Annotated in this window: 28 protein-coding genes; 2 read left to right on the top strand and 26 right to left on the bottom strand. The window is 25.9% G+C overall.

From position 1 onward, the window contains the following. Positions 1-34: 34 nt before the first annotated feature. From B5S50_RS15240 to B5S50_RS15135, 23 genes are all read right to left on the bottom strand, one after another. The gene (locus B5S50_RS15240) at positions 35-1,009 is read right to left on the bottom strand and encodes a hypothetical protein (protein ID WP_217302262.1); all 975 of its coding nucleotides are present in this window, start codon (positions 1,007-1,009) and stop codon (positions 35-37) included. 159 nt (positions 1,010-1,168) lie between these two features. Beyond that, the gene (locus tag B5S50_RS15235; protein WP_217302261.1) at positions 1,169-1,933 is read right to left on the bottom strand and encodes a hypothetical protein; all 765 of its coding nucleotides are present in this window, start codon (positions 1,931-1,933) and stop codon (positions 1,169-1,171) included. Positions 1,934-2,476: 543 nt separating this feature from the next. Continuing rightward, the gene (locus tag B5S50_RS15230) at positions 2,477-2,806 is read right to left on the bottom strand and encodes a hypothetical protein (protein WP_217302260.1); all 330 of its coding nucleotides are present in this window, start codon (positions 2,804-2,806) and stop codon (positions 2,477-2,479) included. Positions 2,807-2,844: 38 nt separating this feature from the next. Then, positions 2,845-3,612, bottom strand: a complete 768-nt coding sequence (locus B5S50_RS15225; RefSeq protein WP_217302259.1) for a hypothetical protein — start codon at positions 3,610-3,612, stop codon at positions 2,845-2,847. A 166-nt stretch (positions 3,613-3,778) separates the two neighbouring features. Then, complete coding sequence (locus B5S50_RS15220; protein WP_217302258.1) at positions 3,779-3,979, bottom strand: hypothetical protein; 201 nt, start codon at positions 3,977-3,979, stop codon at positions 3,779-3,781. Next, the gene (locus B5S50_RS15215; RefSeq protein WP_217302257.1) at positions 3,942-4,250 is read right to left on the bottom strand and encodes a helix-turn-helix transcriptional regulator; all 309 of its coding nucleotides are present in this window, start codon (positions 4,248-4,250) and stop codon (positions 3,942-3,944) included. The genes B5S50_RS15220 and B5S50_RS15215 overlap by 38 nt, the downstream gene beginning before the upstream one ends. 5 nt (positions 4,251-4,255) lie before the next feature. Then, on the bottom strand, positions 4,256-4,441 hold the full coding sequence (locus tag B5S50_RS15210) for a hypothetical protein (RefSeq protein ID WP_217302256.1): 186 nt from the start codon (positions 4,439-4,441) through the stop codon (positions 4,256-4,258). 178 nt (positions 4,442-4,619) lie between these two features. Further along, on the bottom strand, positions 4,620-5,450 hold the full coding sequence (locus B5S50_RS15205) for a hypothetical protein (protein WP_217302255.1): 831 nt from the start codon (positions 5,448-5,450) through the stop codon (positions 4,620-4,622). 78 nt (positions 5,451-5,528) lie between these two features. After that, entirely contained in the window at positions 5,529-6,101 is a 573-nt protein-coding gene (locus B5S50_RS15200) for a DUF4355 domain-containing protein (protein WP_217302254.1), read from the bottom strand. A 440-nt stretch (positions 6,102-6,541) separates the two neighbouring features. Then, entirely contained in the window at positions 6,542-6,766 is a 225-nt protein-coding gene (locus tag B5S50_RS15195) for a DUF5659 domain-containing protein (RefSeq protein ID WP_217302253.1), read from the bottom strand. A gap of 136 nt (positions 6,767-6,902) precedes the next feature. Further along, a complete protein-coding gene (locus tag B5S50_RS15190; RefSeq protein ID WP_217302252.1) occupies positions 6,903-7,262 on the bottom strand; it encodes a hypothetical protein in 360 nt (119 codons plus the stop codon). Between the two features lie 63 nt (positions 7,263-7,325). Continuing rightward, on the bottom strand, positions 7,326-8,111 hold the full coding sequence (locus tag B5S50_RS15185) for a hypothetical protein (RefSeq protein WP_217302251.1): 786 nt from the start codon (positions 8,109-8,111) through the stop codon (positions 7,326-7,328). A gap of 823 nt (positions 8,112-8,934) precedes the next feature. Then, the gene (locus B5S50_RS15180) at positions 8,935-10,722 is read right to left on the bottom strand and encodes a hypothetical protein (RefSeq protein ID WP_217302250.1); all 1,788 of its coding nucleotides are present in this window, start codon (positions 10,720-10,722) and stop codon (positions 8,935-8,937) included. Between the two features lie 17 nt (positions 10,723-10,739). Continuing rightward, the gene (locus B5S50_RS21950) at positions 10,740-10,895 is read right to left on the bottom strand and encodes a DUF5659 domain-containing protein (RefSeq protein ID WP_368041505.1); all 156 of its coding nucleotides are present in this window, start codon (positions 10,893-10,895) and stop codon (positions 10,740-10,742) included. Positions 10,896-10,982: 87 nt separating this feature from the next. After that, complete coding sequence (locus tag B5S50_RS15175) at positions 10,983-14,675, bottom strand: hypothetical protein (RefSeq protein WP_217302249.1); 3,693 nt, start codon at positions 14,673-14,675, stop codon at positions 10,983-10,985. Between the two features lie 39 nt (positions 14,676-14,714). After that, on the bottom strand, positions 14,715-14,894 hold the full coding sequence (locus B5S50_RS15170) for a DUF5659 domain-containing protein (protein ID WP_217302248.1): 180 nt from the start codon (positions 14,892-14,894) through the stop codon (positions 14,715-14,717). Between the two features lie 116 nt (positions 14,895-15,010). Beyond that, positions 15,011-15,676 carry a hypothetical protein gene (locus B5S50_RS15165; RefSeq protein WP_217302247.1) on the bottom strand — a complete coding sequence of 222 codons (666 nt, stop codon included), beginning with the start codon at positions 15,674-15,676 and terminating at the stop codon, positions 15,011-15,013. A 2-nt stretch (positions 15,677-15,678) separates the two neighbouring features. Further along, positions 15,679-16,335 (bottom strand): type II toxin-antitoxin system HicA family toxin, encoded by a 657-nt coding sequence (locus B5S50_RS15160; RefSeq protein WP_254306765.1) that lies wholly within the window; start codon positions 16,333-16,335, stop codon positions 15,679-15,681. A gap of 39 nt (positions 16,336-16,374) precedes the next feature. Continuing rightward, on the bottom strand, positions 16,375-16,923 hold the full coding sequence (locus B5S50_RS15155; protein WP_217302245.1) for a hypothetical protein: 549 nt from the start codon (positions 16,921-16,923) through the stop codon (positions 16,375-16,377). Next, positions 16,923-17,855 carry a ParM/StbA family protein gene (locus B5S50_RS15150; protein ID WP_217302244.1) on the bottom strand — a complete coding sequence of 311 codons (933 nt, stop codon included), beginning with the start codon at positions 17,853-17,855 and terminating at the stop codon, positions 16,923-16,925. The genes B5S50_RS15155 and B5S50_RS15150 overlap by 1 nt, the downstream gene beginning before the upstream one ends. A 253-nt stretch (positions 17,856-18,108) precedes the next feature. Further along, complete coding sequence (locus tag B5S50_RS15145; protein WP_217302243.1) at positions 18,109-18,786, bottom strand: YdaS family helix-turn-helix protein; 678 nt, start codon at positions 18,784-18,786, stop codon at positions 18,109-18,111. A gap of 452 nt (positions 18,787-19,238) precedes the next feature. Next, complete coding sequence (locus tag B5S50_RS15140; RefSeq protein ID WP_217302242.1) at positions 19,239-19,625, bottom strand: hypothetical protein; 387 nt, start codon at positions 19,623-19,625, stop codon at positions 19,239-19,241. Positions 19,626-19,645: 20 nt separating this feature from the next. Further along, positions 19,646-19,828: a hypothetical protein gene (locus B5S50_RS15135; protein WP_217302241.1), complete on the bottom strand. Its 183-nt coding sequence runs from the start codon at positions 19,826-19,828 to the stop codon at positions 19,646-19,648. 494 nt (positions 19,829-20,322) lie between these two features. Between B5S50_RS15135 and B5S50_RS15130 the strand changes: the two genes are divergently transcribed. Then, positions 20,323-20,550, top strand: coding sequence for a helix-turn-helix transcriptional regulator (locus tag B5S50_RS15130; RefSeq protein ID WP_217302240.1), 228 nt, complete (start codon positions 20,323-20,325; stop codon positions 20,548-20,550). 36 nt (positions 20,551-20,586) lie between these two features. Here the strand turns inward: B5S50_RS15130 and B5S50_RS15125 are convergent, their stop codons facing one another. Next, positions 20,587-21,012, bottom strand: coding sequence for a hypothetical protein (locus B5S50_RS15125; protein WP_217302239.1), 426 nt, complete (start codon positions 21,010-21,012; stop codon positions 20,587-20,589). A gap of 195 nt (positions 21,013-21,207) precedes the next feature. On the opposite strand from B5S50_RS15125, the gene B5S50_RS15120 reads away from it, so the two are divergent. Further along, on the top strand, positions 21,208-22,680 hold the full coding sequence (locus tag B5S50_RS15120; protein ID WP_217302238.1) for a tyrosine-type recombinase/integrase: 1,473 nt from the start codon (positions 21,208-21,210) through the stop codon (positions 22,678-22,680). Between the two features lie 102 nt (positions 22,681-22,782). On the opposite strand, the gene B5S50_RS15115 is transcribed toward B5S50_RS15120, so the two are convergent. Next, the gene (locus tag B5S50_RS15115; RefSeq protein WP_217302237.1) at positions 22,783-23,484 is read right to left on the bottom strand and encodes a hypothetical protein; all 702 of its coding nucleotides are present in this window, start codon (positions 23,482-23,484) and stop codon (positions 22,783-22,785) included. Positions 23,485-24,365: 881 nt separating this feature from the next. Then, positions 24,366-25,355 carry a tyrosine-type recombinase/integrase gene (locus B5S50_RS15110; protein WP_217302236.1) on the bottom strand — a complete coding sequence of 330 codons (990 nt, stop codon included), beginning with the start codon at positions 25,353-25,355 and terminating at the stop codon, positions 24,366-24,368. Positions 25,356-25,690: the final 335 nt, after the last annotated feature.

The raw sequence follows: 25,690 nt of genomic DNA, 5'->3' as shown, positions 1-25,690 counted from the left end.
TTAAATAATATTTTTAAAAATTAATAAATATCATTTAATTCAAGACATATTGAACCTGATCTTTATCTAATGTTGCAGTTGTACCATCCATATATGTTATATCAATTTCATTTATTTGAGCTTTAACTATTGTATTATTGTACCATGCATTTTCCCATACTTTATTTTCGCCATAAGATTCACCTGGATTAATCGGCCCTGTAACTTTTCCCTTAAAGCTTGGATCATGTCTTATAGTACACTCCTGTGGATCTCCAACTGAATTATACGGAACCACCTGAAAACTAGCATATTTTACAACTTTACTAGATTTATTTATCCATGTAATATGTAAATCAACTCCACCAGCAACATTAGGTTCACTTGTATATATACTTGTCACCTGAATTATGCTTCTTGCATTATTTATAGCATCCTGTTTATCTTTTTTCTGCAATTGTGATTCATATTGACTTTTTAACTGTTTGGCTTGTGATTCTAATTCATTAACCTTTTCATTATCTGAGCTAATTTCTAGAACTTGAGCCATACAATTAATTGCATCTTGATATTCTGCTTTATTTGCTGAATCTTTTGCTTTGACTATTTGATCATTAATATATAAAGTTGCACTTTCATCAGCTTTAGTTTTAGCTTTATCATATCTTTTCTTATCTTCTGATATTACTTGTTTTAAACTATTATAAGCATTTAAATAATCTTTCTTATTAAAAAAATTCATTCCATCATTAAAATTATTATATGAAGATTGCATATCATCACATAATTTTACTTTCTTTTTTATGTCATTATCATCTTTATATTTTAAAGCAACTTGATAGTATTCTTTAGCTTTAGTGAATTGATCTAATTTATAGCTATTTTCAGCTTGCACAATATTATTATTAAAATTTCTATTATCAGCATATACTTTATATTGATAACCTCCAAATGCTGCAATAAAAATTATAATAACTACTGTAAAAACTAAAATCTTATGCTTCTTTAAAAGCAGTTTAATCTTCCCCATAATTAATCCCCTTTACTTTTTAACATTCATTGTAATTTTTTCATTCCTTCTAAAATCGATGTATTATTGTTTCATAACCAATTATAAATATATAAAAAATTAACAAAACATACAATAATATTCATAATTATATTTATTTTCTTATTCATAATATAAACACTATAATTGATTCAACTTATTATAATCAAATGATTGCTTTACTTCTTTTCCATCTGGATAAACAACAATAATCTCTAATTTTTGAGGATTTAATTTTACAATATCTTTAGCATTAAAAGTTCCTGATATCCCTCCACTATATAAAGGATTATTAGGAAAAAATTTAGATGTATCAGCTAATTTTGAATTACCATTACCTATATATATTTTTTGAGGTTGTAATACTTTAGTCTCATTTTTACCATATACTCTTAATACCATATGCAAATTTTTTAAAAAATCAATACTATCTCCTCCAACACATGCTATACATTGAAATGTATTTATATCAGTATTCCCATCCTTTAATGTTTGTATAGTATTTTTATCCGTAATATCTTTATATTGTTCAGCATTCTTTTTACTTGCATCTATTACTTCTACATAAGGAGTATAAATAACAAATATTCCTCCATATGTTTTCTGAAATGTATTTTGATCATTTGTTATTTGATTAATTCCTTCTATGTTTGTATTTTTATTTTTATATTTTTTTCCTAATGATTCTGCTTGATGAAATTGATCTTTTGTAAGTGTATTTCCAAGATCTAATCCATCAATTTTATTTTCCTCTTTGATTTTTTGTTGTGTTACTGATATCGATTGTCCAATAGTTGTCTTGTTAGAATTTTTATTGTTATTTCTATTAGCAAAATAATATCCTCCATAGAATAACAATACTAAACAAATAATACCTCCTATAATAATTCCTATTTTCTTTTTCATAATAGAAATCCCCCTCGTATGCTTATACCCATTCATAATTTATTCATATATCATTAATATTCTACAAATTTATGGCTAAATCCTTCTAAAACATATTATTACATACAATTTTTACTTAAAATGTTTTTAAATTATTTTTTTGTATTTACGACACTGAGTGGTACAAAATTTTAACCATCTATTAAGGCCACTGCATCTGAAATGTTTTGATTTTTATTTAGTCGATTTTAATTTTTTTAAGCTTTCAATTTGATGATTAATTTGTAGATAGATTTGAGGATTAATATAGGGTGTATACGGTCTACAAATTAGTACTTATAAATGGCTTGGTTGAGCTATTCAATAATCTCAATAAGAAATATAGGAAATACATGAGAATATAAAAATATAAGATTTCTACTCGTCCCATTTCAAAATAACCGACCTTCATGTGCAGAGCAATTATTACCTTTTAAAGGAATTGTCCATCGTGGCCATCTCCTATTATGGGGATTTAATGTTTTCATGGACTGATAATATTTTTACAACCTATTTAAGACAATTCTATTTTACATATAAGTATTTAAACTCAATCTCATCATTTCCAGCATCAGTAAAAAACGGTATACTAAAATATTTTATCTGATCTCTGTTAATACAAATAGTTTTCTTTTTCTTATAATCATTAAAAATGAAATATTTATTATTAAAATTTTCTTTATCTTCTATTTTGTTACTTTGTATTGCTTTATTATTGTTAAGCCAATCCACAAATTCTGTAGATTCTGCTATAGTAGTATATATATTTATTTCCTGCCTGAACCCTTTCAATAGGATATTTACATCTATAAGAGTTGTATCTAAATTTATTTTATATTTTTTTATTTTTGCCATTATCAAATCTCTCCTTTTCCTATATTCAAATTTAATTTTTATATATAGTAACTGTACTTTCCACTATTTCTATATGTAAGTGCATAGCTAAATAATTTTGTATTTTTATTTGGTGTTCCTGTACCTTGTCCAAAATTTTGGCAAATAAAAAACTCCTCTTTAGGGAGTTGCAATTTAATTTTAAATATTTCATTTAATTCTTCTAATTTAATATCTGTATGTAAATATCCATCTTTACATTTAATATTTGAATGTAGATTATATTTTTCTAATATGTTATAAAAATACTCTTTCGTACGATTCTTTAGTATATGTATAAGTTCTGGATAGCCCAAAATATCTGATATGTAGTATCGAGCCATATTTTTATCGAAGTAATATGATTTGAACATACAATCAACAGAAAGTAATATTTCCTGCTGCTGTTCAGTAAAATTATTTATGTCAACATTTAGCAAACTTAAAACCATAAGAATTGTATTGCCAGCATATTTAGATGTGTAATTAATACTCTCAATTCTCGCAAATCTATTAAGATTGATACAATCTTTATTACTATTATTTACTACGTGATTTCCGAGGCATCTTCCTTCTAGTAAATCAATATCCACACCGATACATTCATTTCTATTAATTTTAGATTTACAATATAGCCTATTAAAATCATAGAAGTATTCAATGCTCCAATCCTTGTACATTGATAAATAATAGCATGACATTAAACTGTCAATATCATCCGAAAGACAAAGATTATATTTTCCTTTCTCAGTCCACCATCCTGGTATTTGTTCTATGTATTTGTTCATTTTTCGTTAGGGAATTATAAATATCTCTAACTCTTCTGTATTTTACTCATAATCTTTTCTTAGTTACATATTATTTCTTAAATCTACTCTCATCTACTCATAGAAGAGTAGATTTATGTATTATTGCCCATTTTTTCACACCTTTCTTATCATAATTAATTAAAATTTACTTATTTTTTCTTCTATCATTTTTGAGTTTTCTAGCAGTATTTATTTTTGTTTTTAATCTATTTTCTTCAGATCTCGTATGCTTTTTATGCTGAGAATCTTTAATTATTTCACGACTTTGTTTCTTGAATTGTTCCATCATTAAATTAAATTTTTCTTCTTTACTTAGTGGCTTCTTCTGTTGTATCTGATTTTTCAACCTTTTCACCCTTCTCTTTATCTTTATTATCTTGTTCAACTTCTTTGACATCATCTAATATTGCAGTAGTATCTTCTTTTTGCTTTTTCTTTGCTGTAGATACCGCATAAATAGCATTTATATATTTTTCATACTGTTCATGTGAAAAAGTATGTTTCCTATTTTCAATCTGAGATATATAATTTTTTGAAACTCCCATATAATCTCCAATATCCTTCTGTGACAAATTATGTAATTGGCGTAAAAATTTCATTCTTTCTGGTGATAACATTTATTTTATTCCTCACTTTCTATTACTTTACTTATTCTATCTAATACTTCATTATTTTTTTGAAACTGTATGTTGTCTTGATTTATTTGCTTGTATAATTTTTGTATCATGTCTTCTTGTTTTTGTATTAAATTTACATAGCCATCTACAATTTGTTGTACTTCTTCTCTTGTAAATAAATCTTTTTTCATACAAAACGCTCCTTAATTAATTGATTTATGTTAACAAAATCACTAAAAAAAGTAAGAACCTACACTAAGTAAGAATAAATAATAAAAATAAGGTAAAATATATAATATACCTTACCCTGCTCTTATTATTTATTCTTATTTGACATAAATTCTTACTTCTTAAATATGTATAAATTAATTATGCTATGGTCTTTTTAAGCATAACTATTCCATCTGTAAGCATTTTAACTGCGTACATATACGAACCCACGATATCAGAACAATGAAGTTTTTCTTCACGTTCTTCTACTATGTTTATTGCCTTCTTTTCCTTATAACCTAATGCATCTTTCTTTATGATAAATGATTTACATTCATTTGTCGTAGAATCAAAAGTACCATGATTACTATGAAAAACTGGTATACCCCTAAAATATCCTATCATACCATTTCTAACTATACCATTTCCTGTCTGTGTAAATGTTTTATTCACATCAACAAATTCATCCATTGAATAGAAAGAACTATCTATTCTACTATTTACAACAATTCCTGCCATATCATCAACATCAGCATCATCACCATAATTAGCTAATGCAGTATCTAATTCTGCTGCTGTTATCGCTGTCGCACTTGCTGTAGCAGTTTTAAGATCTGTAGTTGAAGCTTCTATACATAAATCTGTATCCAATGCCCTCGCAAACACTACAGCTTGTTGGCTTGAAGCTTCTTCTAACTGATTGCCAATTTCAGTAACACTATCATAGTCATAGCATCTAACAATTTTATCAATAAACTTGATTTTTGCAGTAGAATCATCCTGATCTAGTGTTTCTATTGTAGATTGAGTACCTTTGACAACTTCCGTTGCATCTCCTATTATTTTCCACTTAGGAAAATGTATTGTATCTCCCTGTTGTGCAAATTCTGGTAAATCACCTATAGGTGTTGCAAGTAAAGCAACCCTTATTTTACCTAAAAATTTTTCTCTTACTAGCTGAGAATAAACTTGAGGTATTATTAATGCCATAAAATATCATTTCCTTCCTTATTTAAAATTTTGATTATAATAAAAAAGTCACTTACCTTTTTATAGATAAGTAACTTTTTATTTGCTTAATTTTTCGTATAATTCCTGATTTGTTTTGAATAAATTCATTCTATCCATTAAACCCATCTTCTGAAATTGTTCTTTAGTTATAGAATCTTCTTTAGATTTATGTTGGTCTGGTTTAAAACCACTTTGAATCTGAGCATTATTAAATAATTCCTTTAAACTTCCAATTTCAGTTTCTACCTTATCATTTTCAACACCTGACAAATATTTTGCTAGTTGTTCTGGTAAACCCTGTTCCTTTAATTTAGAAGAAATATTCATAACCTTCTCTTTCCGAGCAACTTCTTTTTCCTTATCTTCTAACACTTTAAGACGTTTCTCCATTTCAATTTCTGCTTCAGATTTTTGGACTGGCTTGTACTTATTTATTTCATCATTTGCATCCTTTAATTTTTTTGAATATTCAGTGCGAACTTTATCAGTTTCACTCTGTAGTTGCTTATTTAAGTCCTCTTGAGATACATAGTCCTTAAATGCTTCCTTTGCCTTTGTAACCTCACCTGTAACATATTCAGTAACCTTTGCTCCCTGTTCATCATTTAGACCTAATTCTTTAATATCCATATTAATATCCTTCCTTTCAAAGTTTTTAATTTAGTCCCTTAATGAGTTACTTCATTAAACCCTTATTAAAATTTTTTATTTAAATGCTATAAAGCATTATAATCATATATATTTTTATTATTAAAATTAGCAACATAGTTGAGGTACTTTTAGTGTACCTCAGATCTATGCAAGTATAATCCTCGTATGCTTTATACCGTTTGGATTGCTACAGATAGCCTATACTTGTTTTGGAGGAGGCTAAGGATTTGCACCTGCTACAAGGCTATCGGAACTTACTTTTTCATGTCAAATTATATATACAATATGCACAAAAAACTATTTTTCAGCATCTATAGAATAAATACTGAAAACAAGTACCTAAAATATAGGTAACTCTTATCAATATTTATTTTTAAAGGGATGGATTTTTTACTCCACCCTGTATTATCAATTTTTATTTAACTAAGCATCTTTAATATATTTTTTCTTTGTTCTCGTTTTATTCTCATACCTTCCTTGTATTCTTCTATAATATTGTCTATACTTTCATTACATTCAAATGCAAATACAGATAATTTCTTATCATATCTGTTAGGTCTTAAATCTACTATACTGTAACCTTCTTTTAATAACTTTTTAGCTAATATAGGACTTTTTACTATTCTTATTTCTGGTGGCTCCATTTATATCTCTCCATTCATTTTATTTTTGTTGGAGGAACTCATTGAGTATTCACCCTTTGCAGTTCCTCTAAAGTTTATATATTTAATTTTCATTATTTACATTATTATGTTTACTGAGAAGTCGCTGACTGGCGACTTATTCTTCTTCATCCTCATTCAAAATCTTATCGTAAATAGTAAAATATTCTTCCTTTTCTCCATTCTCTAACAACTCCCTCAATTCTTCTGTATCCATATAAGCATCTATAAAACACCACATTCCTAATCCATATAAAGCAAAATCTTTAATTTTGCCATTTATACAATCATTTTTATTAATTTGGTCTAGCAAAAACCAATTGTTCTTATTTATTAGTATAATTACGTCTAATATTTCTCCACCTATGTCTTCTACATATTTTTTTAAATCTTCTTTAGTTCCTGTGTTCCAAATGTCTAAAACATTCTTCATTGCTTCTTTTATATAATTTAACTCTTCTTTACTAAAATTTATCATCAAATTTCTCCTAAAAAATTATTTAATATCCATAATAAAAAAGAGATACAATTAATGTACCTCTTACATTTCAATCCCATATTTATTAATTGTGAAACTGTCAAATCCATGTTCATCTTCATTATGTGATACAAATAATTTTTTATTTTTTAAACTTACATAATCAATATCATCTATTGCCACTAATTCTCGTATATTATTTGTTCCATTATCTCTTATATAAATCATATCTCTATCACAAAATAATTTGCACCAATAATTTAATTTATTAAATTTTTCTACTACTTTTTCAATAAAATCTACTGTTATTGGTTCAGCATTATCATTTTCTTCAGATTCTATAGTTCCATCAAGCAGATTAATTTCAAATTTTTCTTCATCTGAATAAATTTCTAATATATTATTAATTTTATCATTGGCAATATAATCTACATCATTCAAGCTTATTTCATATTCATTTCCATATAAGTATCCATCGAATATGTATAATTCTTCTCCCTGAAGTTCACTAAGTATGTCTATTATGTATTTTTCTTCTGGAGAAGCAATATGTTCATTGTTCCATTTTTTATTTTTCATACAATATATTACTGTTTCAAAATATTCTTCATTTGTAGCATCTATTGGATATTTTAAATTTATTTCCTTATAATCATAATCATTTTGATATATATGTACTGTTATCCCTCTTTTAAATGTTTCATATCCTAAATTTGTATAAACCATTTCTACTTTATCATATTTTTTCTTTAATAATTTCTCCAACTCTTTTCCTATCTGTTTTTGTTCCTCATCTAATAAGTCCCATTTACTCATTTTAATTTTGTTTACATTTTTATTTTTTCTCATAAATTCATCATTCTCCTTAGAATTAATTTTTATGTTTGACTTGGATCAACTAAGTTTTTTGCATAACAAAAAGACAAGTAAGATATAATTCCCACTTGTCCAAAGTTGTCCATTAATTGTAAAAGAAATATCATAATGAAGACATATGATTAATTCATCAATCTTCACTTATGAGGACATGACTATGTCCGATATTTAATTATCATCATTAAAAATCACATAAACAATTTCATTATAGTCTACCATTGTAAATATATTAAATAATAGACGTTCTTTTACCTTTTGTATGACCATCTCTTAATATAAAGGGCTAGTACGTCACTACGTTCCTACTATCCCTAATTATATTAAGACCTAGCCGTCAAAAGGTAAGCCACTAGGGCAAACCAAAAACGGCTACTATATTTTCATTTTTTTCAGTCCCCGTCTGTAGTAAACTATATAAATAGTAAACAATTTATTTTCATATTATCTAACGATAAATAATTTAAATATAACTTTTACTATTTTTATTATTGACATTAATATATACATATGTTATCTTAATAGTGGATTATTATTTTGAAATTTTTGAAATTCCTGATTTAATTTTCATATAATAATCTTTGTAGCCGTTGATATATAAGAGTTTGAGAGGGGTTGCCACTTATTCCTATAATAATATAGTATTAATGTGGCAACCCTTTAGTAAAGCTAATTATATCAATGCCTTTCGCAATTTAATAAATACCGATTTTTATAATTCTAAATTAATATTGTATTTACCTGTCAAGGTCAATCAAAGTGAATTATTTATAATTCATCTACACAGTACAGACGGGATTTAGGCAATCAATATATATGCTTGTTCCTTACCCATACCAACCTTAATATTATTTTTATTCATCCAATCTTGTATTGATCTCAATTGTCTGCTTAGTTTATCTTTTCTTAAATTAACCGTTGTACATAGTTCATTTTTTTTAATTTTATTTTTACCATTGTTTTTTGCTTGAAGTATATAGTCCTTTATTTGTTCAATTCTTTCATTATTTTTTGGTTCTTTTTTAGATTCCTTTTTTACATATAGATCTATAGTAACATCATTTTTATATCCAGCTTTAATATTTTTAAATTGTGTAATTAACAATTTAAAAATACATTCATCTGTTAAGAATACATTAAATGTACATTTCCTTCCGTCCCTTGCTATACGCTTTAATGCTTGGTAATATTCTCCTAACACTATACTATTTTTAAATTTATTAAATTCATTATTTTTAAATACTGTATAATTTGAATATGTACCTTTTACTAGTCTAATTTCACAACTTGTATTTCCATTTAAATCTTGATTACTGTAAAATAAATATTGCAATATGTACTGAATCCATGAATAATATGGAGTTTTAATTATCCATGCATTGTTATAATTTTTCCAATCATTCTTTCCTATTAAAGCCCCAAAGTGTGTTATAAATATGCTATACATTTTATTATAAGTTTCTTTTTGAAAATCTGTCAATCTATCTTCTGTATCAATATCTGCTACGATTAAATGTTCATCTTCAGAACAAAAATCTTCTGGTAATTCAAGATTTGATATATGATTACATACATCTAATAATATATTTTTATATTTTTTTAGTGCTGTTTTAGTAGTAGGAATTGGATACATATTTATTGTACTATTAGAATAATCAAAAACCTTTGATTGATTATCTAGTTTAAATAAGTCAGGTCTTAATTTGTACCTCATATCAAAAGCTCCATTAGCATCCAAAATCACATTATTTTCTTTTGCTAAAATATAATCTACATAATGGAAACTATATAGCATTGGATATTTTTTACTTCCGATCCGTTCTATTGTATAAACACTTGAATGGCTAAATAATTCTATTACATTTTTAGCTATATCTATAGTTATTTTATGTGCTATTATATTGTCTTTTTCAGCTTTTTCAATAATAGTTTGTAATACTTTTATGTACTTTTTAATATCTAATTTTTGAAGATTAATAATTTTCATTTCAGATTTTCCATATTTGTTTTCTAATTCATTTAATTTACCATTTATAAAACTGACCATTTCTTCTATATCAGATTTTTCCTTATCTGTAATCAGTGTAAATCCTTGTAGTCTTGTTAATTCTAGTTCAGATATATAAAAGCTTTCAAATAAATTAGGAAATTCATCTATTATCATAACATCAGAATTTGATATAAGATTACCACTTGGACAATTTTTACATATTTCTAAATATCTTTTATGTGTTATACATATTACTTGTTTTTCACTTAGTATTTTTTTATGTAAATTCTGATTTTTAGAACATAAATATCCTGATATATTTTTGCCTGCATATTTATTTATATCATTTACTGTTTCCTCTAATTCTTTTGTATCCTGTTCTTTACTATCTTTGTGTGCAAACATCTGAATATATATTATTTTTTTATCCGTTGTAGTAGCTAATTTAGCAATTGATTTTTTAGTTTCAACACTTTTACCACTTGCTGCTTCATTATTCATAACTCTAAATTTATCATTATACCAATAATTTTTATTTATTATCACATCATCTAAATGTTTTAACTGTTTCTCCAGTTTTTCTTGTATGACACCCATATATATGAAACCTCCTATTACTCACTTAACAATTGTTTAAACTGATTATATTTACTCATACAATTTCTTATCTGTTTAGTATCTTTAAATATGTAGATTAATTTATTAGATTCCACATTATCGTTTTGTTCATATAATTTATGAAAGCCGTTAAATTGTAACCATCCTGCCATTTTTTCATTTTTAATTATTAATTTTTCACACATAAATCTTTTTTCGCTCCCTTTTAAAAGGAGGGAGAGTTTTCTCCCTCAACCCGCTTATTTATATAAATCTACAATTGCATTAAAGCTTGTCTTATTTAATTTGTTATTTTTACCCTTACCTGAAAATAATCTTTCAATTTCTTTAACTCTAACTTTATAACCAGATTTATTAGGAATGTCTGCTTTACTGTAATCTAATGCTTTTGAATTAATTCCTATTACTATATTTCCATTCATATCTGCCACCTGAACAAAAGCATTTTCTTCCTTTAAAATAAATTCTTTTTTAGTTATATCTTTTAGTAAATTTTCAACATAATTTTCTTTATCTTCCCTGTAATGCTGCTTATTTGCAACAAACAAAAGCTTAATATCCTCTATTTGTTCTATATCTGTATCAATAATGTAATCTTCTAATTTATCTAGTGACATATCCTCCTCCTTATAATATTTTATTTCATCATTAGTGATTGTTAGTGTATACTTCCTGCCAAAGTATCCAAATGTATTTGTATCTTCTGAATCAGCTAAACTTACATTATATTTTTCGGTCTGTTTATTTTGCAAATTGTATATAAATCCTTTTTCTGCAACTGTCCACGCATAATTAAAAGCTGAACTCTCTTCACTGTTGTATACATGCTGATATAATGCTTGTGCTAGAACTAAATCATTGCTGCATATTTTTCTAGCATCCTCCTTAGTTCTAATTGCTAAGTCCTTAAATTTTAATCTATTTTGCAGTCGAGCTTCCTTATTTGCATCATCTTTACTAAATTGATTAATGCTCTTTTTTTCATCAATTAGTTTTTTGTTTTCATTACTATAGGATTCAATTAGCCCTTTAAATTGTTCCTGTATTTTTTTCAATTCTACATTATTATTTATTTTAGAATTTTGAATAAGTTTTGGGGTGAAATATATTGAATGATTTGATATATTTTCTCTTACTTTGCTTCTAAATAGCTTAGATATAGTTGAATTTAACCCTTGTATTTTCTTACAAAAACGATCCATATGAGAATTAAAACTCTTATCTAAATTATTTTCATCTTTACCTTTCATTACATAAAATCTAGGTTGACTTTTATATATTTTGCCTAACATTTCAGCTATCTCTACAACTCCACCTCTTTTACTCATATCAATAATAATTCCTTGAAAGAACTTGCAGTATTTGTTTGTTAATCTTAACTGTTTTCTTCTATCCTCAAGTTCTTCTTCATTTAATCCAGTATATTTATAATCTTTAAATTTATCTTCAACATTATATTTTTCATAAATTTCTCCAAACCACAATGCAAAATAATCTTGTAATATAAGTGAATTTAGTTCGTTTAATGCAATTGTATTATAATCTGTAATTATTCCTGTTTTATCATCACTATTTACAAGGAATTTATGAATATTATTAGTATTCCATTCCTGGCCTTTAACCGTAACTCCATCACTTGGATTTACAATTATTTTGTTATCATCTGATATTAAATCAGCTAATGTTACAGTTTCTTGATCTTTAAATCTAGTATTATAGTATACTTCCATCTGTTCTTTAATCCTATCTAAGTTAGTCAATTCAATTTTAGTTTCTTCATCTTTTTCAGATTGTTTTACTTCTTTTATAAAATCATAATTAATTAACCAATCAAGATTATAATTTTTAAGGTTATGATCTAAATGAATTAACTGCATTTTATCTCCATCTACATCAAATGTAGCTTTTTGAAATGCATATGTGTTCATTGGAGCCTGTATAATATTACTAAGATGTTTAATGTATTTATAATCCTCATTTTTAGATAAATCCACAAATACTGGTTTAAATATTTCTCCTTGATACATCATAGGGTTTCTATACATTACTTTATTCCCTACAACACCTTCGCAAAACCATTGGTTCTTACCTAAAGTTCCTTCTATTTCTGTTGAAGATAATTTCTTTCTATATTCTTCACCTACACATTTGTCATTTGAAAATTGACTAGCATATTTTAAAAATCCTAGAATATCTGTTGTTACATATAAATAATTGCTTTTAACCTTTATTTGCCCTATAGATAATTGATTTAGTTCTCTTTCAATTTCTTTACTTAAAAAATTTGTAAATTTCTTATCAAAAATCATATTTCTATTAAGGTCTATACATTTTATAGCTGTAGCAACATATTCATCTTGATCCTCAGTAATATACTTTTCTTCAATTAAATTTTGCAAGTAACATTTAATATATTTAATATCTTCCCAATTTATCTCTTGCCCTGATCCCCTATTCTCTCTATAAATTTTAATAACATTATAAAGCATCGTTCCATGTTCCTGTGCAAGTGCTAATAATTCGTACTCAGTAGCATTTAAAGCTTCTAAAAGCTGATATGTAAGTGTTCTGTATTCATTTTCTCTTCTTGGATGAGTATAGTTAGCTATGCCTATGCAATCATACCCATTAGACACAATATTGTCCCTGTACTCTTGATAACTGTTCCACATCCATTTCTTATTTTCTCCAGTTTCATCCGTTTCAATTTTTGCTTTAAATGTAGATTCTGCTGCAATAATATCAATATCTTCTATGTTCCATTTGTAACCGAATTTATCATATATGTATTCAATTTTATGATCCCTGAAATATCTTTTAAAATCCACTATTGTATAAAATCCCTTTTGCTGTGGTAATCTTAGCTGACAACCATTTATAGTATAATCATACATATAGCTTCTAATATAATCACCCAACTCTAGAGATAAAAGTCCAAATCCATCAAAATTATTTATTGGCAAACTTTCATTATAATCTACTACTTTATAACCTAGTGACCATTCATCAATTTCAAAAATGTTATATTTTAATTCAATAGTCTGGTTTTCTGCATAGATTATTCTATTTTTATCACTACGATACAAAGGATTGTCTACTTCCTCCAACATAACAAGTTTATTATTTTCAGTTAACCATCTATTAGGAGTTTTATATGCATTATAGTTTGTTTTAAGTTCTAAATTTTTAAATTTATCCTTATTTTCTTCTTTTTTAAATTCTTTTTTTACTTGTGCATATTTCTCTTTCATAGCTTTATAATCTTGAAAATCATCATATTTTTGTTTTTCTTCATCTGTAAAATCTCTATATTCATATGGAATTAAAGTTTCAAGCTTATTCGGGAACACCTTTTCAACTTCATTATCTGGCAAAATACACACATTTAACATATCTAATGAATATGGTATCTCCCATATAGCAGTTGTTAAAAGTGCATTAGAAGTTAATCTTTTAGGTATAATACAATGTTTCAAGTTTTTTAAATTAATTCTTTTTTCTACTTCTGAATGTATTTCTTCCTGCACATAAAATTGTTTTACGTGTTTTACATGACTTCCACCTACGGCTCCTATAAATTTCATGTTAAGGTTGCTTAATTTAAATCCATTTTTAATACATTTTTCAATTAATTCTTCATTCTCCTTAGTTACCTTACCAAACTCTATAGAAGTAAATTTAACAAATGCATCTGCTTTAAATTCTCTACTATCCATTTTAGTCAGTAATTCATTTAATCTCTTAATACTTTTATGTACTTTATTTTCTAATTCTATTTTCTCAATTTGTCTTAATATAGTCGTTGCACTCGTTTGAACAAAATTATATTTATCAGGTTTTGCAATAACTTCTCCTTTAGCATTTATCGTTAAATCTTTTTCGCTTAATTGTATTACCACAAATTGTCTTTTCTTTATTTTAATATTTTGCAAACTATCGCTCCTTTTGAATAATTTTTATTTTTTAGAATACTATTTACTTTGTTTAAGCTGCAATGTTATTTCTGTTAAATCTTTTAATAATTCCTGGTTTTCCTCAAACAAAAAAACTTTAAATCTATTATTTTTCAAGTTAGTCTCTGTATCTTTCAAATCATGACCTCTACGAATTAAACACATTGCTACAGATTTTTTAAATATCTTTTTTATCATTCTGAATTGCTTCCTTTATTTTAAATTTGAGTATACACTCACTAAAGCCCAAGTGAATACGCAGGGCTGACATTATAAGAAGTAAGGGGAATTATCTTCCCCATGATCCAATATGTTTAATTATCCATTTCTATATCTATGTTAATATCATTTTCTTCTAAAAAATTTTCAAATTTATCAGTAATTATGTTTTCTATATCTTTTTGATCAAACGCATATATAAATGTTTGGCTTTCATAAAAATTACATTCCTCCCATTTATCCCAAATATTATATTGATGATATATATTTTTTTTATCCCCAAATAGCTTTGTAAAATTTTCTTTTAATCTTGTAAATACTTCTTCTAAATTAGAATAATTTTTAAATTTTTGCATATTAAATATTATATTAAATTTTTTTAAATGTTTAAATTTATCATTATTTTCTATTTTTTTGTCTAAATAATTAAGAAATTCTTCTGAAATATCTTCAGCACAATCATCTAAAATTAAAAATTCATTTTTCTTTGTAGTTTTCCATTCTAATTCATTTTCAATAGCTGCATCTTCAAGCATTATACAATCATTAGAAAAATTTTTACCTGCATAAACATACCATCCTTCCCCTTGCCATTCTATTACTGATCCAATATCTTCTTTTGTTACTTCTTCATCATATTCATCAAAATATTTAACCCAATTTTCAATTAACTCTTCTTCTGTTTTTGCATATATTGTATCTTCTTCATAATTGTCTTCATTTAATTTTTTTAAAATTCCTTCAATTACTTCTGTTTTCATTTTTAACCCTCCATTTGCCTTTGAATTTTAACACTCAGCCCCTTGCCTATCGTTTTTTGTGGAATTGAAATACTCTTAATTCCATCACTAAAAATTTTATGGTCGCCTGTTTGCCTTACTTCTTCAAAGCCACTGTTTTTTACTAACTTATTTAACTTTTTATAATCAAAAATTTTTTTAACTTTAGATTTCTCTACTTTATCTGGATATTCTTTTATAATAGAAGTAAATTCTTCTCCTTTATCATGCAAAATTTTTGAAATATCGTCTATTTCTTCATTTAATATTTCATAATAAGGATTCACAACTTCATCACATACTGTATTAATTACAAATGTTATACGTCCCATAGTTTGTATAGTTCTGCAATGTATTGTATTTGATAATTTTTGCATATCATTGTAATATGCTAAAGCTTCTAATGTCATTATTTCATCAGAAAGATTATCTACCTTATTATTTAAATCATCTACAATTTCAAAATATATGTTACTTTTACAAATTTTCTTGATTTCTTCTATTTTGTTATGAATATTAAAATACTTCTCTCTAATTGTCTTATCAGCAAAATCAGATAACTTGTCATTGCCATCTTCAAACCAATAATCCTCCAGTTTCTTCTGTATTTTTTTAAATTCATTATTTAACTTTACTTCCATTGGATTCAATGTATATTCCCTCCTTCATTTAATCTTAATTTACATAAATTTACTTAACTCGTTCAATTCATTTTGTTTGATTTGTTCTAATTCTTTATCTTCATTATTAGTAGATTTCACTTCTACTACTTTATCTTCAAAGTTATTTAAATCTAATGTAAAATCATCATTTTTAGTGTCTTTTACTGAAGTTGGCTTACTATCAACTTCTTGCATTACTTTTATATCATTGTTAGCACCTTTTACTATCTCTGAGTTACCGTCACTACTTTTAACTATCTTTGTATCATTATCAGTAACAGTGAGTAACTTCTTATCACTGTTACTTTTTTTAACTATCTTTGATTTACTTTTACTACCTTTAAGCGACTTGGATTGTAAATTATTATCCGTTACTAATTTAGTTTTACTTTTAGGTTTTCTCCCTCTTTTTGTAGAACTTTGATTGACTACATATTCATAAAGAATCCTTTTAATCTCATTATTCTCATTGAAACTTGCTGAGAGGTAATCCATAATTAACCTCTCATGCTCTTTGTTCCTATTTAATGTTAATTGAATTCTTTTGCTACAACTGCTTATTGACATCACGCAACAGCATCCTTTAACATAATCTTACTAGCTTCCATTGCCCCAATAATGTTTGAATATATAGCTTCTTCATGAATTTTAAAATTTGGTAATTTTAACTGATTTATATATTCAGATAACATAATGCTTCCTCCTCCTGTAAATATTACTTTATAGGTTGCTAAATTAATAATAGGTTTGATCCTCTCCAATATATTATTCAAAAATTCTATATATTGCTTTTGATATACTTTGATAATTCCTTCATCAATCAATCTTTTTATATCTTCCTCGACAAACCTTTCCCCTTTTCCATTTTCAATGTCTTTTATCTTTGAAAAGAAATTATAAGTACCTATTGGAATAGTATTTATTTTTTGAATTTTTCCATTATATAGCACTACTAAGTTAACCGTCCTTGATCCAATATCTACCAGTGCCACTGAACCTTTCTTATCCGTACTGTTTAAGGAAAAATATGATACATAACCTTCTGGCAATATAAGTACATTATGAATTGAAGCTATAATATCTTTTCCATTATATTTAAAATTAAATTCCTTATTTTGTAATTTGCTTGTTAATTGATCTTTATTTTGCATCTGGATTGCTGGGAGCAATAAAGTAAGATTGGTCTCTAATATTTCATCCGTTGGATGTGATTTACACAATGCATATAAAATTTGTGGTATCAAACAACCTTTTTCTATCTTATTAAATTCTTTTTGAATTTCTCCTACTTCAAAGAATGTAGTTTGGTCATTATATTGTATTCTCTGAAATCCTTCAGGATAAGATTGATATTCCGTGCTAATACGACTTGAAAATATTCCTTTAGTTCCATCATTATTCATCCACTTCTGATTCCAATTACCACTGTCTAACACTGTTATTTCAGTAACCCCTTTAATTTCTTTCTCATTTTCATTTTTTACAGTCTCTTTTTCCATAATATAAACTCCTCCTATATACTCTTTAATATTTTTTAATTTTGTAGTTTAAATTTAATTAATTGTGTATAATATAAATAGGTTTAAATTTTTAGATGGTAGAAGTTAAGTTTGCCGACTTAAGATCTACATAAATAATTACATATTTTTATTTAGGGCATGGTATTTTTCCATGTCTTTTCGTTTTTATCTTCATAACCTTCCACCACCTTTCAATATTAATTATTTATACTAAGAGTGTTTTTAAAATACTCTATTGATTATCATCTTCCCATAAATCTTTTACTTCCTTCAAATATTTCTTGTTTTTCTCTTCTTCTTCCTTAATGGCTTCCATTACTTTTCTTATAAATTTATCACTTTCAAATCCTTTTCCATAAGCTAATCTAATAGCCAGTAAAATTTTTCTAATAGTATTTTTATTAATATTTTCGTTCCTCATTATATCTGCAAACTTATCAAAATCTTCTAATAAAGTCCATGCATCATGCAATCCACCATCCATCGAATCATCATCATCGTTAAAGCAGTTGTCCAAGGTTCTTTTTATTTTTGCATATAATTCTTTTTCTTGAATTTCATAACTTAAATTCTGCAAATAAAATTCTTCTCCACTACCTAAATAAGTCCTAGTAATTGTAATTTCTTCTCCTGTTTTTTCATCAATAATAGTGTCCTCATATTCTGTTTCATCCATTTCATTTTCAATTTTCATCTTTTGAATTTTCAATTTATCAATATCACTAAGTTCTTTTTGAAATATTTCTTCTGGAATATTAAACATTTTAGATACAATAGGTAAATATTTTTTAGGAATTTTATTTTTGCCTCTTATCCATTGATTAATGTTTTGTCTTTTAATTCCTAATTCTTCAGCTAATTTAGAATGATTTATATTATATAGTGCTAATATATATTCTAACCCTATCATTTATTATCTCTCCTTGTCATTGTCAAGTACAATATTATAATACAATTTTTGCTTGTCAATGTCAAGTAAATTTAGAAATTTCTTTTCGTTAATTTTGTCTCTGATATTAATAATTAAGTCATTTTATTTTCCTCCTATTCAATTTTTTTAATAAAAAAAGTGCTATTACACACTTCAAATAGAAATAGTTCAACTAATAGAATTATCTTAAAAATAATTCTAATTACCAAACTATTCTATTTTTATTATATGTAATAGCACTTATGGCTATAAAAATACCAAACGGCAATAATCTCTTTATTTACTTAACATTTATCATTATATTACCTAATTATAGCCATGTGAACACATTTTTTCTAATTTTTATTTTATCTCTTCATAAAATGCTACTACTTTTAACCTAATAAATATTATTTTGTCATATTGCTAATTCTATTCATTTACAGTTATATTCAATCTAGCCAGTTCCTATACTCTGTATTTAACAATCTAAAGATTCTATGATATTTATGCTGCTTATGCATCTGTAAAAGATTCTTTATATTCCAACCACTTTCATGATTCAATAGTATATCCTTGATTATTTTAAATTTACTATTACTCAAATATTCCTGAAATGTTTGTTCTAAAAATTCTTTTAGGTTGACTATATTAATATCAATAATCTGTTCAATATTTGCATCAATTAATTCTTTCCTATACTTATACATCTGATATACTGGTCTATTACTATTTAGTATGCTATTAACTTCCTTACCACCTGTTAATAGCATATATTCGTTATAATTAGTCTCTCCAACTGATTCTAAAACTCTTTCTTTAATATTTGCTTTTAACATATAACTGTCTCCTTTTTTAATTAGCATATTTTACAAAATTCCTGATAGCTAAGTTTAGATTTGATTTTTACTGGTATTGTTCCTCCAATATAAGCAGTAAATACATGTTCATTAGAATTAGGTTTATTTTTGTAATCAAATGGTACAATCTCACCTAACTTGTCCCTCAGCTGCACTCTTTTAACTTCAAAAATGTTATCCATACTACTCCTCCATCTCAATATAATCCTGTATTTTTTATCTCCATAACTTTTTAAAACTATATAATCCATTTACTGTAGCTTGTTTATGTTTTGATTTACATTGTTGTACATATTCTATTAAAATATAAACACTCATTTTTTTATGTGCCTCCCTTCAACACTTACTATAAATGTGAATTAAATAATCTTAATTTGATTTTACCTAACCATTAGTGATATACTTAAGTTGCGAGTTCAAGTATTCAGCTTCTATAGGTTGGGTACTTTTTATTTTGTAAATTTCACCTTTTAGTTTTTTAAACTATAAATTACAATAGTAGAAAACTTTATTCCAACTATGATTGTTTTCTATAATCTCATTATACTCTCTCAAGCACTATTGGTCAAGCACTATATTTAAAAAATAGATCTTTTTATTTCTCTTGACCAATAGTGCTTAAAAGTATATAATTGTAATATAGTAAAAATTACTATATTAGGAGGTAATGATTATTATGATAAATATTAAAATAAACGATCAGCTAAAAAAACAAGGAAAGACAATTTATTGGTTAAGTAAAGAATGTAAATGTAATTATGCTAATTTAAAAAAACTTGCTGCAAATAACACTGATTCCATAAAATTTTCTTTGCTTGAAACTATATGTGAAGTTCTAAAATGTGATCTTCTTGATATAATGGAAATAGTTAAAATTGACAATGAAGAAAAGGTAGAGAAATAATCCTCTACCTTTTTAGTTTTTAAATCTATTACTAATTTAATCTTGACTAGCATAAAGTATTTGTAAAGCATATGAAAAATCCCACATCATATATAGGTATTTGGTCAATTTTTCATCAAAATTACCATCAATATTATCAATACGCCTATTAAAATCTTCACTTGGATATGCAGTGAATCTCTTCAAATCTTCACTTAATTCCAATGAAATACTACTATTACTAATGCGTAAAGTAAATTTATCTTTGAAACCTTTTATAAATTTTATATGATATGTAGTTTTTTTATTAGGAGTATTTATATAATACAACAATCCTTCCTTAAGAGGAGATTTTCCAAGTATAAATAGTGATTGTTTTTGATTTTCTTCTCCAAATGTAATGCTCCCATTATTTTTTTTAGCAAAATCCTCTGCAACAATAAGTACTTTAGAAATAAAATTTTGAAATTTATCTTCAGTCATAGTACAAAGCATCTCCCTTCTTTTGTAAGTATTCTACAAATTAAAGGAAAATCCTCTATTAAACACCATATAATTTAAACTCTATAAAGATAATTTAAACTAAAATTCCATTAATTGTTTCTAATTAAAAGGAATATTTTTAATGAGTTTTATATATACTACTACTGAAAAAAAATTGAAAGGAGATTATAATTTATGTATAATAAAGAACACTTATTTAAACAATTAAAAAATTTAAAATTGCAATACCAAAGAATTATTAAGATTCATGGGGAAGACATAAACGAAGAAACTATAAAAGTTAACATAGTTAAAAAATTTTTAACTATTATTGGCTACAATGAAGATTATTTTTATTTTGAACTTGTTCTAGGAAATAAAGACAGGGTAGATATGGCTATTAAAAATATCAAAACGTTGGTAGAAGTTCTTTATGTTGAAGTAAAAAAAGTTCGCCATAAATTTACGGATGACGATTTTACTCAATTAGCTAATTATCTTAATGCAAATAACATTAATTGGGGAATATTAACTAATGGGAAAACTTACATTTTATTTAATCAATTAGTTAATGGTAAAGCTAATGAAAAATTTATTTTAACGTTTAATTTATTTAATAATGAACTAAAAAATGATTTTATTATATCTAATTCACGAAATATTAATAATTTGAAATTATTATCTTACGATTATCTAATTAACGATAGTAAAAGTAATTATTTTATTCAATTAGCTAATTTTAGGAACACATTTCAAAACGAACATTCATTTAGACAATATGAAAGCACTTTATACAATTATTTAAATTATCTAGCAGATAACACTACCTATAATTTAACTAATATTAATCCAGATACTTTTAAAAAATTCTTAATCAAGGATTTTAAATTTTCCTCAGTAAATAACAAAAAAACAAATCATAGAGAGACAATAATAAATAAGTTTTCCCATGTGAATAGTTTCTATACTAAGGTTATAGAACCAATGGAAAAACGAAATCCTTTTAAAATTTTAACACAAACTGATTTTTTAAATGATATATTAGGGTATCACCATGATTTAAAAGAAAAGGAAGCAATACATGCACCATCAATTACAATAGAAGAATTAAATATGCTTTTTAAAACCCTCGATAATAACAGACATAGTTTAAGAAATAAAGTTATACTATTGTTCTTTATTTATGCTGGATTAGATAAAAAAGATTTATGTAATTTAAAAATAAAAGATATTAATATAAACTCAATGAAACTAACTCTTGCAAATAGAACATTACCTATTCCTATACATTTTAAAGGAATTTTAGAAGAATATTTGAAGGAAAGAAAATCTATTAATACGAACTGTGATTATTTATTTTGTGGTGGCAAATATAACGAAAAACATACTAAGATATCAGATTCTACCATGAATACAATTATAAATGATCAATTCAATTCACTTAATATATGTGAAGGAAGGAAAAAAATATTAAACACTTCTTTTATCAAAAGATCTTTAATAAAAGATATGTTTAATAATCAAATTCCTTTACAGGAAATTGCTAAATTTACTGGTCTATCATTGTCATCCTTAGAAGAATATATAACAAAAGATGATATTGAGAAAGTTAAATTAAATAAAGTATTAAAAAAGCATCCCTATAATGAAATGTTTGACTCATTATAAATCATAGTATCTAATTTTAAATATACTTTAATGTAGACATATATAAAAAACGAGTTAACCATATATGTCTACATTATTATTTGTAAAAAAGTCGCATATGTTTTATATTGGTGCAGTAATATATCTTATAAGGTTTTTTCCAAACTCTGTTGTCCTTGAAGCAAAAACTCCAGACGAAGTCATCATCGTTCCACTTAAACGTTCTATGGTAAATAATCCTTTTTGATAAAGCTCTCTTGCAACCAAATTATAAAATTCTTGCCTACCCCCTAATTCTTCATAAGCATCTTCTAATATATCAGATGGTGAACCTGTATAAACATCAGGAATGTTTTTATTATGTTTTTCAAACCATTCAGTTGGATTTTTAAAAAATTCAAGTATTTTTAAATGCCATGGAGTTAATTCATCAATATAATTTATATACATTAATTGTACTGAATCATCAATATCAATATTCATTGCAGAATTTAATACTGCATTTTTTAAAGCTTCCAATTTTATTTCATGATGATTTCTAATAGCAATTTGACTAGCATTCATTAGAGCTGTAACAAACATTTCATTATTACATAAATTATTTATATCAAATCCATTTACTTTTTCTGAAAGATTATCTAACTCATTTTTAATCTTTATAAGCCAATCATCTCTTCTTTTTGAAATTGGTTGGGATACTATCGTAGAAAAAAACTCTCCAAGTGCAGATCCAACTAAAGGGACTGAAGAAATTCCCGATTTAACTATAGTATGTAAATAATCACCTTTTGTATTTTTTAAATCTTTTTCTATTTCATCTGACATTATTATAATAACCTCCTACCTATATCTAATCTAACTTATTATTATTTTACCTTATTTTACAATTTGTGTACATACTATATAGTTAATTTTAGCACCTGATTTTGATAAAAATCTATATGAAACCAGCACATCAAACTTCTAGCATACCAACTATACCTATATCCAATTACTTACTCCAATTACTAATAAATTTATTAAGGAATCTACTCTAAATTTTGATTATACACTTTACTTTAGGTTCAGGTCTTATATACTTGCGGTTTGTTAAGCACTTTCTGGAATATAGTTTGCCCTAAGAAAAGGGCAAAAATAAAAATATACTTGTGTATGTGCTGAAGTATCCTGTTTATATTACTGCTATTGTAGTATATTTTTAATATTTTAATTGCTACCCTAAAATACTTATCCACACCTGTGGACAATTAATATACTGCCGATATTTCTATATCTAGCAAACCTACCTATCTAATTTATTAGTTGGTCAGATACACCCAACTGAGGGGCAAATAATACAATAGCAGTAATATTGCTTGTCCCCATGAATTTTATAGCATCGGCTTCATGTAACCTACTAGAATTATTTACCGTTGTTCCAGTGTAAGCACAACTCACATATACCTTAAAAAAGGGTATAGGAAATACACTTGCAAAATCTTAGTTTTTTTGATAAACTATATATTAGTTGGATATAAGATTATCAATAATAGTTTTGGTTTTACAAGACATATTGTTGATATTAAGTTGTAGTCACCTTTTGGGTGGCTTATTTCTTTTATATACCTTTACATGCTCCATATAGCCATTCTGAGAAAGTCCATTTTGTAGATGTATATTTACTTGTCTACATGAATTAAACGTCTTATATATGCCAATTCATGTGATTATTTTCTAAAATATCTATCAACAGTATTAATTTTGTTGTGATTTCTTTTTAAATCTTTTGTTTCTAATTGTATATACTTTCTAGTGGTCACAATTGAAGAATGTCCCATGATTCTCTGGAGTGTAAATATATCCATACCTGACTTCACTGCATTTGTGGCAAATGTATGCCGAAATAGATAAGGTGAACATCTATGTTCTAATCCAACTTTTTTACCTATTTTTTTAAAACTTAACATTAGGTTCTGCTTTTTTATATATCCACCATAGGTATTTTGAAACATGTAATCCCCACTCCCCATTTCTGTTACAACATCTATTAATTCTCTTAATACTTTTGCTGTTCTAGTTGAAATCGGTAATTCTCTTGATACTCTCGTTTTAGAAACATCCGCTCTTACTTTAACAAGTCCATCTTTTAAATCAAAATCACTAATTCTTAATTCCGCTGCTTCACCAATCCTAATACCGCAATCCAAAATCAAAAGCATCAATGAAAAATCTCTAAAACCTGTATAGGTATTTAAATCACATCCATTTAATAATTTTTTAACTTCAACATCAGTAAGTGGAATTTTTGCATCATCTGGTGTTTTTTGCAAATGGATCTTTATTGCTATATTTTCTGTAATATAATTGTTGTTGTAAAGCCATCGTAAATATGCCAATAAAGTTCTTAATCTTAAGTTAACTGTAAAAGGTGAATATTTTTTTTCAAAGGTCATATAATACACATAACTTTTAAAAATATCTGAATTTATCGACACATCAGTTTTTTCAAACTGTGTTTCACTATCCATATATTTTTTAAAGTATTTTAAGTGAATTCTATATTGTTCAAGTGTTCTTTCTCTAAGGTTTTCCAGCTCTTTTTCTCCCATAAATTTCTCATACAAATTAAAAAATTCAGATATAGTTATATTGTCAGTCGTTCTACCTACTTTTTTTAAATTTGTAATATGGCTTAACCTAATTTTCCTCTTAGCCATTGATATACATATCCTCCTTCCTTTTCATAATTTTCAACACAACATAACAGTTTATTATATAAAAAAAGAGACCTTTATAAATATAACTATTTATAAAAATCTCTTTTAAATATGTAATTAAATCAAGTAATTTCAGTGCTTGTAACATCAATTGGCGGGAATATGTGAGAATCGAACTCACCCATCGTGGTATTAGCACGACAACACAGTTTTGAAGACCATTTTAGCCGTGAAATGAGCTGTAACCAACTAATTTTAAATTGAATAAAATTCAGTAATATCAATGCTTATATGTTTTTTGTTCAATTTAATTAGAACCAGATTAAACGTAATTA

The organism is Clostridium sp. 001 (assembly GCF_019056555.1).
Classification (GTDB): domain Bacteria; phylum Bacillota; class Clostridia; order Clostridiales; family Clostridiaceae; genus Clostridium_B; species Clostridium_B ragsdalei.
Note: the sequence above shows the minus strand (reverse complement) of the source record. Positions and strands in the feature narration are given on the sequence as shown.

Coding starts and splice junctions, on each gene's coding strand:
- B5S50_RS15115 (WP_217302237.1), bottom strand. CDS start 23,484: ATGTCAGATGAAATAGAAAAAGATTTAAAAAATACAAAAGGTGATTAT.
- B5S50_RS15160 (WP_254306765.1), bottom strand. CDS start 16,335: ATGGAAGTAAAGTTAAATAATGAATTTAAAAAAATACAGAAGAAACTG.
- B5S50_RS15140 (WP_217302242.1), bottom strand. CDS start 19,625: ATGTTAAAAGCAAATATTAAAGAAAGAGTTTTAGAATCAGTTGGAGAG.
- B5S50_RS15225 (WP_217302259.1), bottom strand. CDS start 3,612: ATGAACAAATACATAGAACAAATACCAGGATGGTGGACTGAGAAAGGA.
- B5S50_RS15155 (WP_217302245.1), bottom strand. CDS start 16,923: ATGTCAATAAGCAGTTGTAGCAAAAGAATTCAATTAACATTAAATAGG.
- B5S50_RS15205 (WP_217302255.1), bottom strand. CDS start 5,450: ATGGCATTAATAATACCTCAAGTTTATTCTCAGCTAGTAAGAGAAAAA.
- B5S50_RS15230 (WP_217302260.1), bottom strand. CDS start 2,806: ATGGCAAAAATAAAAAAATATAAAATAAATTTAGATACAACTCTTATA.
- B5S50_RS15195 (WP_217302253.1), bottom strand. CDS start 6,766: ATGGAGCCACCAGAAATAAGAATAGTAAAAAGTCCTATATTAGCTAAA.
- B5S50_RS15125 (WP_217302239.1), bottom strand. CDS start 21,012: ATGACTGAAGATAAATTTCAAAATTTTATTTCTAAAGTACTTATTGTT.
- B5S50_RS15120 (WP_217302238.1), top strand. CDS start 21,208: ATGTATAATAAAGAACACTTATTTAAACAATTAAAAAATTTAAAATTG.
- B5S50_RS15150 (WP_217302244.1), bottom strand. CDS start 17,855: ATGGAAAAAGAGACTGTAAAAAATGAAAATGAGAAAGAAATTAAAGGG.
- B5S50_RS15190 (WP_217302252.1), bottom strand. CDS start 7,262: ATGATAAATTTTAGTAAAGAAGAGTTAAATTATATAAAAGAAGCAATG.
- B5S50_RS15110 (WP_217302236.1), bottom strand. CDS start 25,355: ATGGCTAAGAGGAAAATTAGGTTAAGCCATATTACAAATTTAAAAAAA.
- B5S50_RS15185 (WP_217302251.1), bottom strand. CDS start 8,111: ATGAGAAAAAATAAAAATGTAAACAAAATTAAAATGAGTAAATGGGAC.
- B5S50_RS15130 (WP_217302240.1), top strand. CDS start 20,323: ATGATAAATATTAAAATAAACGATCAGCTAAAAAAACAAGGAAAGACA.
- B5S50_RS15235 (WP_217302261.1), bottom strand. CDS start 1,933: ATGAAAAAGAAAATAGGAATTATTATAGGAGGTATTATTTGTTTAGTA.
- B5S50_RS15145 (WP_217302243.1), bottom strand. CDS start 18,786: ATGATAGGGTTAGAATATATATTAGCACTATATAATATAAATCATTCT.
- B5S50_RS15210 (WP_217302256.1), bottom strand. CDS start 4,441: ATGAAAAAAGATTTATTTACAAGAGAAGAAGTACAACAAATTGTAGAT.
- B5S50_RS15215 (WP_217302257.1), bottom strand. CDS start 4,250: ATGTTATCACCAGAAAGAATGAAATTTTTACGCCAATTACATAATTTG.
- B5S50_RS15180 (WP_217302250.1), bottom strand. CDS start 10,722: ATGGGTGTCATACAAGAAAAACTGGAGAAACAGTTAAAACATTTAGAT.
- B5S50_RS21950 (WP_368041505.1), bottom strand. CDS start 10,895: ATGGCAGGATGGTTACAATTTAACGGCTTTCATAAATTATATGAACAA.
- B5S50_RS15165 (WP_217302247.1), bottom strand. CDS start 15,676: ATGAAAACAGAAGTAATTGAAGGAATTTTAAAAAAATTAAATGAAGAC.
- B5S50_RS15200 (WP_217302254.1), bottom strand. CDS start 6,101: ATGGATATTAAAGAATTAGGTCTAAATGATGAACAGGGAGCAAAGGTT.
- B5S50_RS15240 (WP_217302262.1), bottom strand. CDS start 1,009: ATGGGGAAGATTAAACTGCTTTTAAAGAAGCATAAGATTTTAGTTTTT.
- B5S50_RS15170 (WP_217302248.1), bottom strand. CDS start 14,894: ATGATAAAAAAGATATTTAAAAAATCTGTAGCAATGTGTTTAATTCGT.
- B5S50_RS15135 (WP_217302241.1), bottom strand. CDS start 19,828: ATGGATAACATTTTTGAAGTTAAAAGAGTGCAGCTGAGGGACAAGTTA.